The following is a 15,554-nucleotide window of genomic DNA, read 5'->3' on the forward strand; positions in this document are numbered from 1 at the left end:
TATACAAAAAAATGGCACACTTTTAGTTATTTTATTTGGTACAATGTTGATAAAAATAAATTTAATTAACTTAATTTACCATTCTAAATACAAAATACAAATTTTATGAAAATAGCAGTAGTCGGTACTGGATATGTAGGCTTAGTAACAGGAACTTGTTTTGCAGAGACTGGTAATCAAGTAGTTTGCGTTGATATTGATGCAAATAAAATTGAGAAGATGAAAAATGGTGTCATACCTATTTATGAACCAGGTCTTGATGTTTTATTCAATAGAAATACGGCAGAAGGTCGTCTGAAATTCACGACAGATTTAGCTGAGGGGATTAAAGATGCAAAAGTGATTTTCTTAGCTTTACCAACCCCTCCTGGCGAAGATGGTTCAGCCGATTTAAAATATATTTTGAAGGTTGCCAATGATTTAGGACCTATCTTAGACCAATACGTAGTAGTAATTGATAAAAGTACTGTACCAGTAGGCACGGCAGAGAAAGTTCATGCTGCCATTGCTAAGAATGCTTCAACAGAATTATTCGATGTAGTATCCAATCCAGAGTTTTTAAGAGAAGGAGTTGCTGTGGATGATTTCATGAAACCCGACCGAGTAGTAATCGGAACTAGTTCAGAGAAAGCTAAAGGAGTAATGACGAAATTATATGCACCATTGGTACGTCAAGGGAATCCAGTTATTTTCATGGACGAACGTTCTGCAGAAATGACGAAATATGCTGCAAATGCTTTCTTAGCAACTAAGATTACCTTCATGAACGAAATTGCTAACCTTTGTGAAATGGTTGGTGCGAATGTAGATGATATTCGTAGAGGGATTGGGACAGATTCAAGAATTGGTAAACGTTTCTTATTTGCAGGAATTGGTTATGGCGGAAGCTGTTTTCCCAAAGATGTTCAAGCATTAGAGAAGACTTCAAAAGATTCTGGTTATGATTTCCAGATATTGAAAGCAGTAATGACTGTTAATGAAGACCAAAAAACTAAATTAATTCCTCATATCAAAGCCCATTTTGGTGGAGATTTGAAAGGTAAAGTATTTGGGATGTGGGGTTTGGCTTTCAAACCATACACAGATGATATTCGTGAGGCACCAGCTTTGTATAATATCAAAGAATTATTGGCTGAAGGAGCTATTATCAAAGCTTTTGACCCAGAGGCGATGGAGAACGTTAAGGGAGTGATTGGAGATACAATTACTTATACCAAAGGCCCTTACGAAGCGATTAAAGATGTGGATGCGGTATTGATAATGACAGAATGGCCACAATTCCGTACACCAGAGTTTGAGGTGATGGAAGTATTGTTGAAGAATAAAGTAATCTTTGATGGTCGTAATTTGTATGAATTAGAGCAAATGAAGGAATTAGGATATACTTATTATTCAATTGGTAGAGAAACGGTTAAATAATTGTGAGCTTTAAGCTTTGAGATTAGGGAAATAAATAATAAAAAAGCTGATAGCTCATAGCTCATAGCTTAAAGCTTGCTGCTAAAAATATGAAACGAGTATTAATAACAGGTGGAGCGGGATTTTTAGGTTCTCACCTTTGTGACAGATTTATCAAAGAAGGCTATCATGTGATAGCGATGGATAATTTGATTACTGGTGATTTGAAGAATATCGAACACCTTTTCAAGTTACCTAACTTTGAATTTTATCATCATGATGTATCGAAGTTCATCCATGTACCTGGAGAATTAGATTATATCCTTCATTTTGCATCACCAGCTTCTCCGATTGATTATTTGAAGATACCAATCCAGACCTTAAAAGTTGGTTCATTAGGTATTCATAACTGTTTGGGACTAGCGAGAGTAAAGGGAGCGAGAGTTTTGATTGCATCAACCTCTGAAGTTTATGGAGACCCAACGGTTCATCCACAACCAGAAGAATATTGGGGAAATGTAAACCCAGTAGGTCCAAGAGGAGTTTATGATGAAGCGAAACGTTTCCAAGAAGCGATGACGATGGCTTATCATACATTTCATGGTTTAGAGACTAGAATTGTACGTATTTTTAATACTTATGGTCCAAGAATGCGACTGAATGATGGTAGAGTATTGCCTGCATTCATCGGTCAAGCCTTGAGAGGTGAAGATTTAACGATGTTTGGAGATGGTTCACAGACAAGAGCATTCTGTTATGTGGATGACTTGGTAGAAGGAATCTATCGTTTGTTATTAAGTGATTATGCGCAGCCAGTTAATATTGGTAACCCAGATGAGATAACGATTAAGGAATTTGGCGAAGAGATTATCAAATTGACAGGCACAGACCAAAAGTTGATTTCATTACCCTTACCAACAGATGACCCTAAGCAACGTAAACCAGATATTACGAAGGCGAAGGCGATATTAGGTTGGGAACCGAAAGTGAGTCGTTCAGAAGGCTTAAAGATTACTTATGAATACTTCAAATCTTTATCGAAGGATGAATTATTCAAGATGGCGAATCATAGAGAGTTTGAAAAGAAATAAGGTTTATTCTAGTGTTAAAGTGATTAACAAAATACCCCTGAGATTTGATAAATCTCAGGGGTATTTTGTTATTTCTACTAAAAAATAAAACGATTATGACCGAGAAAGCCTTCAAACAACTTAGTCTATCATTTTATTATTCACTTTTACATTTTTCAAAGTAAAGCCTTTCACTACGCTTTTGTCTATCGAAGCATTTTTACTTTCAACAGTAAAGTTTTCAAAACTAAAGTTTGATAACTTATCATATTCTGAAATAGCTACATCATAGAAAATATCACATTTTACTTCAATGTTTTTAAGGCTCACGTGGTCTGAATACGAAAGTGGCACATCTGTACGTCCTTGTAAATCAAAGAATTGTTTCCAAGGTTTTACATACAACAAACTATGGGCTTGTCCTTTAATATTCTCTAAAGTAATATATTCATAAAGTTGTGGCGTATCTGGTCTCATTTTCAACCACAATATTCTAGTTGCCTCATTAACATTGCAATTACGCATAATAATATTACGGTTATGAATAGCCTCGCTACCACAAGTAAGTGCAGAGTGACAAAAACCAAACTCGCAATCTTCGATGATGATATTAGTGTTGGCTCCATTGTTGGGAACACGGTCAGCCCAAGGACCTTTGCCCCCTTTCAATGCAATCGCATCATCATTGACCGACATATAACAGCCTTTGATAAGTACATTACTGCAAACATCAATATCAATGGCATCGGTACTTGGCGCTTTTACGGGCTTGTATGGTGAATAAATATGAACATCCAATACTTTCACATTTTTGCATTGATAATAATGACTTGTCCAGAAGCCCGAATTATGCAACTTTACATCTTGTACTTGTACATTATTACATTGCCAAATAAATACCAATCTAGGACGAGAAACTTCTAAGTTGGTACAATTAGGATTTTCTTTACGCCTAGCCCAAAATGCCTCCCAATAATGTAATCCGTTGCCATCAATCGTTCCTTTTCCTGAAATCGTAAAACCATCTACTCGGTAGGCATTCACCAAAGCTGTGAAATAATCTAAACTTTGTCCTTCCATACGTGAAGGCATTTTAGGATAGTCCGCAATATTATCTGAACCTTTTAAGACTGCTCCTTCAGAAACATACAAATGTGTTTTTGGTTTAAAAAACAAAGCCCCGCTCATAAAAGTCCCTTTCGGAATTACGATTACGCCCCCACCCTTTTCAGCTGCTGCATCAATAGTTTTTTGGATAAGCGCTGTCTGTACCAACGTGCTGTCTTGTTTAACGCCAAAGTCAGTAATCACATACTCTTTACCAAGTTGTGCAAGACTTACTTTTTTATTATTCGTAAACCAGCTAGTTATTGGGCTACCATCTGGAAAAGTAGCTTTAGTCGTTTTTTGTGCTACCAATTGGAAACACCCCAAAAGCGAGCATGCAAAAATTAGAATCAGTTTTTTCATTTTAAATATTTTGAGAATGAAGTTGCAACATGAAATGATTTACTGATTCTTCCTTCCTGTTCCTTAGGGTGTATGGAGAGAAAATTAGTTATTTAGGCTTTCTACTACTAATTAGTAAAACAGAAATATCTTGAATTTATGACAATTTATTTGCAACAGAAGAATAAATTTCTACATTTGTGTCACATTCACTTTAACTGTAGTTTTTTGGAATTTTTCAAACTATAAGAGAATAAGAATTGAAACACTGTAGTTTTTTGATTTTCAGTTTTTCTGAAAATTTCCATTAAAATAAGGCTTGAAAAAGCCCATTTCGTAACTTCTTGGTCGGACGCACGAAATGGGCTTAAAAATGAGATTTTTAATAATTAAACCAAAAACCTTAATGCAAAAGTACCCACAAAATTGCGATTATTCAAACCAAGATGTGCTAATTAATCGCCCTTCTGATATTATTACGTTTTCTTATCATCCCTTTTGTGGATGTTCAAAATGTAACTTCTTTGCCCCAATGGATGGGAATTGCTGTGCCTGCTGCTATACGAGTTTCTAAGAAACAAAAACCCGTATAAATACTACGATAAAACCCGTATTTATACGGGTTGCATTACTATTCCTTTTACCTAAATTCGTCAAATAAATTTCGAAGCCCATTATGCAAGATAAAGCCATTGTTCAACTTGGAAAACTACAGCTCGCTACTTTAGGAAATAAAAAGCCTTATGAGCTTTTCATTCAAAATATGTTTCCAGATAAGCCAAACTATGATATGATTTTAGCTGTTTTTCAGCTAAAATCTGAAAATGATGATTATCAAATAAGTTTTGATAAAGTTGATATTTTGCCCGTCAATAAGAATAACTATGAGAAATTTGCTTATAGAAAAGGTTCTGCTCGTGGTGGAGATATAACCTTTACAACTAAGTTTGGGGATATTGATAAAAAATTCAATACACTGGTTAATGGTCAATTTAAAGCATTAGTTGAAAAACTTAAAAAATCTGCCATCGCTAACAATTTTAAGGTTTTCAATGCTACATATAATTTTCTGAGTGTTAAAGAGAACTACGATGAAGTAAAGAACCAGTTAAGCACAGTTTATGAAAGTCTAAGCAAAGACCAAAAACTTAGTTCTGGCTTGACTTTAAAATTCATAGTAGATGAACAAGAGTTTTACTTAGCTGATTTTACAATTATCCAAGAAATACTTTCAGCTTCTGGAACAGAAGAAAAATCAGAAAAGTATAATGTGGTTTCAGAAGGCAAAAACCAAGTTTGTTCAATTTGTTTAGAAAAGAAAGAAGTCTTGCACGGCTTTGCCTCTCCATTCAAATATGCTACTGTAGATAAACCTGGAATGGTAAGTGGATTTTTCAATCAAAAAAATAACTGGAAAAATTATCCTATTTGTACCGATTGTAGCCTAACGTTTGAGTTAGGAAGAGCTTACATTGCCAATAATTTATCAAGTTACTTCTATGGAAATTCCTTCTATATGATTCCTAAAACATTGATAAGTAAAGACCTTAATAAACTAAAGAATGCGACATTGAGAATAAAGGATATTTACGAAAATCTTACCAAAGATGGGCAAAAGATAAAACAAAGAGAAGATTATATTTGGCAAATGATTGCAAAAGAGGAAACAGATTATTTTAATCTTAATCTTCTATTTTATGAAGAGAATCAAACAACTAAAGCTATTAAAATTAAACTTTTATTAGAAGAAATCGTACCCTCTCGATTTAGAAAATTGTTTGTTGAAGTACCAGCCATTGTTAATAGTAACCCTCTATATCATAATGCCTTTATTGAAGACAAAACCCTCAAGGATTTAAAATTTAATTTTGGGATACTAAAAACTTTTTTTGAAAATGATTTTTATGAATTGATACAAAAAGTCTTTCTTCTTAATAAATTTTCTGAGGATATACTCTATGATAAATTTATGGAAGAAATAAAAAAAAATATCAACAAAGGTTATCAACCATATTTAACAATACTAAAAGCACATTTAACATTAGCATATTTCAGAGAACTTAATCTAATACCAAAACAATTAAATAAGACTATTATGGAAAAAAACGAACAAAGTATTACTGAATCTGGCACTGGATTCAATCGAGACAAAATTAGTGACATTCTACATAATAGTCCTCTATTTTTAGACACAGATTCCAAACGAGGCGTTTTTTTATTAGGAGTATTAGTTAGACATCTTTTAAATGTACAGTCCATTGAATTAAGCGGGAATACACCTTTTGAGAAAAAGTTAAAAGGCTATCAACTTAACCCTGATAACTTATTTACAATCTATTCTATGGCTCTTGGAAAACTAAGAGATTATAGAAATGTGGAAGTAACATATTTTCCTACTGTATTATTAGAATACGTTGATGAGTACTTCCTTCAAAATACAAATGATATAAAAAAAATGTCTGCAAATGAATCATCATTCTTTTTTGTTGCTGGAACACAACTAATAAAAAAACTTAAAAATTCAGATAAATAATACCATCTATCATCATGTCAGAAAATTTAAAAAACCGCACAGAGCTATTGTTTCTTTATGAAATTGAAAATGCTAATCCTAATGGAGACCCATTAAACGAAAATAGACCAAGATTTGATACAGAAGATGACACAGTTATTGTTTCTGATGTTCGCCTAAAACGTACTATTCGTGATTACTGGTATGAGTATAAAGGTTACAATGGAAAAGAGGGGAAAGATATTTTTGTTCGTGAGACAGAATATCAAGATGGAGATAAAACCTATATTTCTGACGGAAAAAGAAGAGCTACAGCATTTCAGGAAAATAAGGATACTGTCTTGAAAACCTGTATTGATATTAGAGTATTTGGTGGCGTTTTACCTTTACCTAAAGACTCAATTACACTTACTGGCCCAACACAATTCCAGATGGGTCGTTCTTTGCATAAAACAGAAATTATAACTGAACAAGGAACTGGTGCATTTGCTTCTGGGGATAAAAAAGGACAAGCTACTTTCCGAACAGAATATAAAGTACCTTACAGTTTAATAGGCTTTAATGGTATAATCAATGAAAAGGCGGCTCACTATTCAACGATGTCCGAAGCTGATAAAGGACTTTTACTGGATGGTATTTGGCAAGGTACCAAAAACCTAATTTCTCGTTCTAAATTTGGACAAAACCCTGTATTACTTTTAGCTATCAACTATAAAGAAGATAAACCTTTTTACATTGGAAGTCTTCGCCAAAGAGTAAAACTACAATCAGAAAAAAATGACAAAGCTATTAGAGGATTAGAAGATTTTTCTTTAGACTTTTCAGATGTAATTGCAGAAATTAAAGCCAATCTTGAAAATATCGAATCAGTAGAAATTAAAACAGATGCACGTTTGAAATTTGTTCAACCTTTAACAATAGCTAATGGAAAACTTGACCTTACTACCCTCTAATCAAGTATTGATTTTTGATGTGGAGAGTGAATATGGTCATTTCCGAAAATTCAATACTACGACTTCGCCTTTGACATATTCGATTCCAACACGTCCAGCCATTGCAGGACTCATCGGTGCTATTTTGGGTATTGAGCGTGAAGTATCAGCTGAGAATTTTAGAAAAGGTGTTATACCAGTTGCTGAACTTTTCACCAAAGAAAAAGCCTCATTTGCAGTACAGATTATTAATCCAATAAAAAAAGTAAATATTGGCTTTAACCTTTTGGATACTGAAAAGACCGTAAGTAGTTTTTTTAATGTAAAACAGCGAACCCAAATAGAGTTTGAACTTCTGAAAAATCCTAAATTTAGAATTTATGTTTCTTTGAGAGATTCAATACTTTTCAATACATTATTTGAAAAATTACAATTGAATCAGTCTTATTTTACACCTTATCTTGGGTTGAGCCAGTTTACTGCAACTACTAAATTTATAAGTATCTCAAGTACAACAAAATCACAAAGAACGGATTTTCAAGAAGTATTGACTGCTGTAAATTTGAATAACGTAGATGCTGAAAATCCAATTGAGTTTGACTATACAATTAACAATGGTTTTAAATATACTTCCGACACAATGCCAATTGAAATGCAGTCAAACCGTATCGTAACAGAGTATTCTGAGGTCATTATTGAAACCAATGGTAAACCTATAAAAGTGAAATCTGACAATATATTCCATCTTGAAAATATTGGAAATATCTTATTTTTATAAATTCTAAAATCGCTCTAAACTAATAATTGGTTTAGGGCGAAATAATAGCTATGCTCTATTCACATCCAGAAAAATTGCTTATTAAGCACTTAGAAGAAGTAGCCAATAACTGCAAAAAATTAATAGAAGGTCGAACTTTATTTATAAAGTTCGAAGAAAAAAAGCAGATTTGTCAAGACCTTGCTTTTATTATGGGAGCTTTTCACGATTTGGGAAAAGCTACTTCTTACTTTCAAATCTATCTTGAAAGTAGAGGAGAAAAAGTGGTTGGTCCCAAATCTCATGCACTTATTTCTGCATTGTTTGTGAAGGAAATTTCAAAAACTTATTTGGCAAGCACTTCTCTCTCTGATTTTGAACAACAGCTTTTTGCCCATTTTACCTTTACTGCTGTTAAAAGACATCATGGAAACTTAGATGATTTTGAAGCAGAAATGTACATTGAAACCAAACATACCGAACTACAAGACCAAATAAAGGTTTTTGATGAGTCAGGTATTCAAAGCATTATTGAGTATTTTAATTCTGCTTTAAAATTAGATTATAACTTTCAAGACTTTAAAAAATATATTTTGTCGAAGGCATATTTAACTGATATGTCAGAGTTTTACGATAATAATATTGCATTCGGAGAATTTGAAGAGTTACCAATATCCACTAAAATCGAATACTTTTATTTTCATCAATTACTTTTTGGAGGACTATTACTCTCAGATAAAAGAGATGTCATTTTAGAAGAAGAACGTAATGCTATAAAACCAGTTATTAACGACAATATAGTAACTACATTTAGAGAAAATAGAGGTTATAATGCGCCCAAAACGGAACTTGATAGACAGAAAAATAAAGCATATCAATCAGCATTAGATAATCTTGACAATGTTTTTTCAAAAGAAAAACATTTATATTCGATAACCCTACCAACTGGATTAGGCAAAACAATTACATCCTTTGCTGTTGCTTGGAAAATGAAAACAATGCTTAATTTGTCTAATCAAAGATTAATCATCACCATTCCATTCACTTCAATTATTGACCAAAACTTCCAAGTTTATGAAGAAATTTTAGCAACAGGAGATACCAATATTCTTCTCAAACATCATCATTTATCAGAACCTCTTTACAAAATAAATGACGAAGAATTTAATCCAGACAAAAGTCAGTTTTTAATTGAAACTTGGCAATCGGAGGTTGTGGTAACAACCTTTGTTCAGCTATTAAATTCTATCTTTTCTAATGATAAATCATTGTTAATGAAATTGCCTAATCTGGCAAATGCGATTATTATTTTGGATGAAATCCAGACTGTTTCTTATGAATATTGGCAACTTATTAAAAACGTATTTGAGGTATTGGGAGAAATATATAATTGCTATTTCATCTTAATGTCAGCAACTCAACCATTGATTTTTCTGCCTGAAAAAGAAATCATTGAAATTGTACCCAACCATGAAGAGTACTTTCAAATTTTCAATCGTACAAAATTGATTAATCGTGCTAAAACTAAAATCTCATTAGATGATTTTTCGCAAGAGGTATTGGATTATCATGTGGAGAACCCACAGAAAGATATTTTAGTCATATTGAACACAAAAAAGCATTCAAAAAAGCTTTTTGAAAATATACGAGAAATTATAAATCCAGAAACCGTAGATATTTATTACTTATCAACCTTAATAACTCCTTTTGAAAGAAAAGAAATTATCAAAAGAATTAAGCAGAGTTCTTTAAAAACTAAGATTGTTATATCCACACAATTAATTGAGGCTGGGGTTGACATTTCAGTGGATACTGTTTTCAGGGCTATTGCACCGATAGATTCTATCATTCAAGCAGCGGGTCGTTCAAATAGGTATGATGAAAAAGCTCATCAAGGAGAAGTCTATCTTTACGACATCAAAGAAATGGACAAAGCTAATAGCATGATTTACGGTGCAGCATTACTATTAAAAACACAGAATGTTTTAAAGAATATTGAAGAAGTTGAAGAAAACGAGTATTTGAATCTGATTAAAAATTACTTTATTGAAATTCGGAAACAATCAGATAGTCGTCTTTCAGAATATTTAGAAAATATAGCCAAGCTTGAGTTTGCTAAATTGGGTCAGTTCTCACTCATTGAAGAATCTAAAACAGAGTCTGTTTTTTTACAGCTCAACCAAAAAGCGGTAGATGTTTGGAATCAATTTGATGAAATTTATAGTAATGAAAGTTTAGATTCAAGAAGTAAAAAACAGGCTTTTTCAAAAATAAAATCAACGTTCTATGACTATGTTATCAATGTTCAAATTCCAAGAGATAAAAAAAGTATTGTATTTGATGATGATAGCAAACCGCATGGTTTTTATCTTTCTACATTAGAAAATCCGACCGAGTGTTACAGTTATGATTCAGAGGATTTTACTCAAAATACAGGTTATCAAGAAGTCAATCTATTAAGTTATTAACCCATGCAAACCATCCATCAAACCATCATCCGTTTTCCTGAAATACAATTGGCTACTCGTGATGCTCATAAATTACGGGGCTATTTTGGGAATATTTTTCAAGAGTATTCGCCTTTGTTGCATAATCATTTGGAGTCGGGCGAGTCGGCGTACCGTTATCCTTTGGTGCAATATAAAGTAATTAACAGAATTCCTACTTTGGTGGGGCTGAACGAAGGCGCTGATTTGTTGATTAATCTTTTTTTGAAAATTAAAACCCTACAAATTGAGGATAAAACTTACCAAATCAATCAGAAAAATATTGAATCAAAAACGCTTGAGATTGGGTTATCGAACGAACTCCACTCCTATCGTTTCCAAACGCTTTGGATGGCTTTGAACCAAGAAAACCATCAAAAGTATATTCATAATACTGCTTCTGAACAGCAAAAACAGCTGAATATTTTACTCCAAAATAATATTCTAAGCTATTTCAAAGCGATGAATTATTGGGTAAATGGTCAGGTAATGGGAATGTTGCAAAATGTATATGAAAAAGAAACCAAGTTTAAAGATAAGTCAATGATTGCCTTCCAAGCTGATTTTGTGAGTAATGCCGTTTTACCTTCGTTTATTGGGATTGGCAAGTCGGTGGCAAGGGGGTTTGGAACTTTGGAGGCTTTATAAATTATTTTATCATAATATTTCTGTCTATGATTATTCAAACCGAAGAAGAATATGAGTTAATGCTAGCTTGGATTGATAAGCAGTTTGACCAATCCTCTACCCCAGAAAGTCCAGAGGGCAAACAATTAAACTGGCTTTATCTTTCGTAAAAGCTTATGAAGATATTCATTATCCAATACCATCTATTCAACCATAAATTATGCAAGTATATCTGAATACTTTTGGAACATATCTTCATATCAAAGATGATATGTTTGAGGTGAAAATTCCAGTAAAAGATGGAGAACCTATCAAGAAAACATTAGCTGCTCATAAGGTTAGTTCTTTTGTTTTGGCTACTTCGGCTTCTTTGAGTACTGAGGCCGTGCGATTGGCTTTATACAACAATATTGACATTATTTTTGCTCGTTCAGACGGCTATCCTTTGGGAAGAGTTTGGCATTCAAAGTTAGGAAGTACTACCAAAATCCGTAAACAACAACTGCAAGCCAGTATCAACGAAGAAGGTGTTAAGGCTACCAAAAATTGGATTTCAGAAAAAATGACGCATCAGTTAGAGTTTATCAAAGACTTGAAAAAACATCGTCCACAGTTCTCAGAGTATCTGGACGATAAAATTGAGAGAATCCAAAATCTCGTTATTTCAGTCGGTAAATTGGAAGGAAAAACTGTCCAAGATTTTGCCGAAACCATCCGAGGATTAGAAGGCACAGCAGGGCGTTTGTATTTTGAAACCATTAATTACGTATTGCCACAGCCTTATCAATTTAATGGTAGAAGTAGCAGACCAGCCAAAGATTCATTTAATGCTTTTCTGAATTATGCTTACGGTATTCTTTATACGAGAATAGAAAAAGCCTTAATTTTAGCAGGCTTGGACCCTTACGTGGGGTATTTACACCGTGACGATTATAACCAAAAATCAATGGTTTTTGATTTTATAGAGCCTTTCAGAATATTTGTTGAAGTACCAGTTTTTAGATTATTTACGGCAAAAAAAGTAAATAAAGCTCATATAGATGAAATCACCAATGGTATTACGTTGAATAAAGAAGGCAAGGAATTGTTAATAAAGGCTTTGAACGATTACTTGGAAGAAGACAGCATTCGCTACAAAAATCGTAACCAGACAAGAGCAAATATCATTCAGCAAGAGGCACATACTTATGCCAACCAATTGATAGAGAAAACCAAAGACACCAGCGAAACGCTGTATTTGTAAAAAAACATTTATACATCAAGTAATGGGATTCAAAAAATAGAAATATGATTGCATGGGTATTGTATGATATTAAAAACGATAAAGCTCGTACCAAAGTTGCCAAAATCTGTAAGCAATCGGGCTTATACAGAGTACAATTCTCTGTATTTCTGGGCACGATAGACCGCAATATGAAAGACAGTTTGCAATTACAAATCGAAGATTTGATTGATGAAGCAACCGATTCCGTTTATATTTTTCCGATGTCAAAAAACGAATTACAAGAAACCGTTTTATTGGGACAAGCCTTCGACAAAAAATTAGTTTCAGATGAAGTAATGGCACTTTTTCTTTGAGAATCCTTATTCCATTTTCAATTAATCGCCTGCATGTATGTCAATTTTTTAGTATTCCGAAAGCGATAAACTCACAATTCATCATTCAAAACTCAGCACTCATACAATGACTCTTACACCCTCACACATCATAGAATATTTATATTGCCCAAGGTTTACGTATTTTGAATACGTTATCGCCATTCCACAGTATGAAGATAGACATTTCAAAGTACAAAAAGGTAGAGAAATCCATAACCAGAAATTAGAGCAAAACAAAGAATACCTACGCAGACGTATAGGAGCAATAGAACGATACAACGACCAGTACTTAGCCAACGAATTCCTAAGAGGACGTATCGACGAAGTATTGAAATTAGAAGACGGTACGATGACACCTTTAGACTATAAATTTGCCGCTTATGATGACAAAGTTTTTGAGACTTACAAAACCCAATTGTACTGTTATGCTTGGCTGATAGAAGAGAATTTTCATTGCAAAGTAAACAAAGGTTACTTGGTATATACACGGAGTAATAATAAATTAGTAGAAGTAGAAATAAAAGACAGCGACAAGCATTTAGTAAAAGAAGCAAGCCGAGAAATTTATCAGATTATAGAGAACAATTATTATCCCAAAGCTACAAAATCTAAAATGAGATGTGTAACTTGCACTTATAGAAATATTTGCACAAAATAATCTATTTCCGTGTAGCAATTTATTTTCAAAGGCGAAAAACAAAGCATTAAGACACTAAAAATCAATTAGTTATGTTTACGGAAAAATTCAAAAAACAAACTAAAAAACGTACTTTGACCTACTGTTTAAAGAAGAAAATGCAGATAGGAAACAACATACAAGTAATTATGTTACAAGGAATTAACCAAGCAGACGACTTCCAGAGTAACTTCCAATAGAATAAGGATTGAAACAAATCATGAATGAAGAACTAAAAAACAGAATATTAGGTCTTCCAGAGTAACTTCCAATAGAATAAGGATTGAAACTCTTAAACAAAATAATCAAATGACAAATTCAGAAGCAACTTCCAGAGTAACTTCCAATAGAATAAGGATTGAAACTGAAAGAGCTTGAAAAGAATATGAATTTTTATTTCACTTCCAGAGTAACTTCCAATAGAATAAGGATTGAAACATTCGTTGTAATGAACATTAAACCTATAATCTCTAATAGCTTCCAGAGTAACTTCCAATAGAATAAGGATTGAAACAATTTTGCAATCTTTTCAAACGGTGCTTCATATTCACTTCCAGAGTAACTTCCAATAGAATAAGGATTGAAACGCACACGAATTTATTGTAAATGGTTGTTTGGATTCACTTCCAGAGTAACTTCCAATAGAATAAGGATTGAAACTTTCAGGTACAATCAAAGCTGGTATTTCACTTACTCTTCCAGAGTAACTTCCAATAGAATAAGGATTGAAACTAAGTTCGCTGGAGAAGAGAATTACTTGTACCTAAACTTCCAGAGTAACTTCCAATAGAATAAGGATTGAAACATTCCATTCCTTCGTACAAATCATCTAATCTCACGGGCTTCCAGAGTAACTTCCAATAGAATAAGGATTGAAACGTGACTACTCCAGTTAAGCCAGCATAATTTCCAGAATCCTTCCAGAGTAACTTCCAATAGAATAAGGATTGAAACCAACATCCAGAAAACTGTGAAGAGTGCGGTGTTAGTTTCTTCCAGAGTAACTTCCAATAGAATAAGGATTGAAACTATAGCACTTACCTTGGTAATTATCCAAAAGACCAGCTTCCAGAGTAACTTCCAATAGAATAAGGATTGAAACTCAAAAGCGTCATCATAAAAACCTCGTGATACATTTCTTCCAGAGTAACTTCCAATAGAATAAGGATTGAAACTTGATTAGCGAGTAAGACAAATCCCACTCCCAACTACTTCCAGAGTAACTTCCAATAGAATAAGGATTGAAACAACACCGTTCATCGCTTTCTGCAACAAATAATAAACTTCCAGAGTAACTTCCAATAGAATAAGGATTGAAACTCCTAAGTCGTCAAAGTAATCATTCATCAAAATTTTCTTCCAGAGTAACTTCCAATAGAATAAGGATTGAAACATGATTGCACTAAGCTATTATCAGAATGGAAGGCTGAACTTCCAGAGTAACTTCCAATAGAATAAGGATTGAAACGTTAGCTTAAAAGTTGATGAGATAATTTTCTTAAAGCCTTCCAGAGTAACTTCCAATAGAATAAGGATTGAAACGTGACCTACAAAGACTTAGAAAGCTTTGATGTTGAACTTCCAGAGTAACTTCCAATAGAATAAGGATTGAAACTTAGCAAGAAAAAAAGAAAAGTTGCGTCATGTTTGTCTTCCAGAGTAACTTCCAATAGAATAAGGATTGAAACACGGGGTTTATAAGGAACTTCAAGGAAATCCTAATTCTTCCAGAGTAACTTCCAATAGAATAAGGATTGAAACTATCCAATCATTCCTTTTGATAAATCAAAAGAGATCTTCCAGAGTAACTTCCAATAGAATAAGGATTGAAACTTGTCGTAATCCCCATGACAATCAGAACATAAAAAAACTTCCAGAGTAACTTCCAATAGAATAAGGATTGAAACTCCCGCTATTCCCTCCACTACAGAAACGATTAAATGCTTCCAGAGTAACTTCCAATAGAATAAGGATTGAAACACCCAAAAATTAAAACCCCTTAAAGTACGATGAAAATACTTCCAGAGTAACTTCCAATAGAATAAGGA

General features: G+C 33.3%; 11 protein-coding genes and 1 CRISPR repeat array (1 of these 12 running past the window's edge). Of the genes, 10 read left to right on the plus strand and 1 reads right to left on the minus strand.

What is annotated here, in order from left to right:
• Positions 1-105 precede the first annotated feature (105 nt).
• Positions 106-1,419, plus strand: coding sequence for a UDP-glucose dehydrogenase family protein (locus ABID42_RS22910; protein ID WP_367285638.1), 1,314 nt, complete (start codon positions 106-108; stop codon positions 1,417-1,419).
• A gap of 89 nt (positions 1,420-1,508) precedes the next feature.
• Positions 1,509-2,489: a UDP-glucuronic acid decarboxylase family protein gene (locus ABID42_RS22915; protein ID WP_323689043.1), complete on the plus strand. Its 981-nt coding sequence runs from the start codon at positions 1,509-1,511 to the stop codon at positions 2,487-2,489.
• A gap of 120 nt (positions 2,490-2,609) precedes the next feature.
• Here the strand turns inward: ABID42_RS22915 and ABID42_RS22920 are convergent, their stop codons facing one another.
• Positions 2,610-3,938 (minus strand): rhamnogalacturonidase, encoded by a 1,329-nt coding sequence (locus ABID42_RS22920; protein WP_367285639.1) that lies wholly within the window; start codon positions 3,936-3,938, stop codon positions 2,610-2,612.
• Positions 3,939-4,593: 655 nt separating this feature from the next.
• Between ABID42_RS22920 and ABID42_RS22925 the strand changes: the two genes are divergently transcribed.
• The 8 genes from ABID42_RS22925 (at position 4,594) to cas4 (ending at position 13,488) form a co-directional block, all read left to right on the plus strand.
• Positions 4,594-6,450: a TIGR02556 family CRISPR-associated protein gene (locus tag ABID42_RS22925; RefSeq protein ID WP_367285640.1), complete on the plus strand. Its 1,857-nt coding sequence runs from the start codon at positions 4,594-4,596 to the stop codon at positions 6,448-6,450.
• A 14-nt stretch (positions 6,451-6,464) separates the two neighbouring features.
• Positions 6,465-7,382, plus strand: a complete 918-nt coding sequence (cas7b, locus tag ABID42_RS22930; RefSeq protein WP_367285641.1) for a type I-B CRISPR-associated protein Cas7/Csh2 — start codon at positions 6,465-6,467, stop codon at positions 7,380-7,382.
• On the plus strand, positions 7,354-8,139 hold the full coding sequence (cas5b, locus tag ABID42_RS22935; RefSeq protein WP_367285642.1) for a type I-B CRISPR-associated protein Cas5b: 786 nt from the start codon (positions 7,354-7,356) through the stop codon (positions 8,137-8,139). The genes cas7b and cas5b overlap by 29 nt, the downstream gene beginning before the upstream one ends.
• Before the next feature lie 50 nt (positions 8,140-8,189).
• Positions 8,190-10,586: a CRISPR-associated helicase Cas3' gene (gene cas3 / locus ABID42_RS22940; RefSeq protein WP_367285643.1), complete on the plus strand. Its 2,397-nt coding sequence runs from the start codon at positions 8,190-8,192 to the stop codon at positions 10,584-10,586.
• 3 nt (positions 10,587-10,589) lie between these two features.
• A complete protein-coding gene (locus ABID42_RS22945) occupies positions 10,590-11,252 on the plus strand; it encodes a CRISPR-associated endonuclease Cas6 (protein ID WP_367285644.1) in 663 nt (220 codons plus the stop codon).
• Between the two features lie 199 nt (positions 11,253-11,451).
• Positions 11,452-12,474 (plus strand): CRISPR-associated endonuclease Cas1, encoded by a 1,023-nt coding sequence (gene cas1 / locus ABID42_RS22950; protein ID WP_367285645.1) that lies wholly within the window; start codon positions 11,452-11,454, stop codon positions 12,472-12,474.
• Positions 12,475-12,518: 44 nt separating this feature from the next.
• Complete coding sequence (gene cas2, locus ABID42_RS22955) at positions 12,519-12,809, plus strand: CRISPR-associated endonuclease Cas2 (RefSeq protein ID WP_367285646.1); 291 nt, start codon at positions 12,519-12,521, stop codon at positions 12,807-12,809.
• 106 nt (positions 12,810-12,915) lie between these two features.
• Complete coding sequence (gene cas4, locus ABID42_RS22960) at positions 12,916-13,488, plus strand: CRISPR-associated protein Cas4 (protein ID WP_367285647.1); 573 nt, start codon at positions 12,916-12,918, stop codon at positions 13,486-13,488.
• A 196-nt stretch (positions 13,489-13,684) separates the two neighbouring features.
• Positions 13,685-15,554: a CRISPR direct-repeat array (repeat unit 37 nt; unit sequence CTTCCAGAGTAACTTCCAATAGAATAAGGATTGAAAC) (it continues 9,141 nt past the right edge of the window).

It is taken from the genome of Arcicella rosea (assembly GCF_040543805.1).
Lineage (GTDB): Bacteria > Bacteroidota > Bacteroidia > Cytophagales > Spirosomataceae > Arcicella > Arcicella rosea.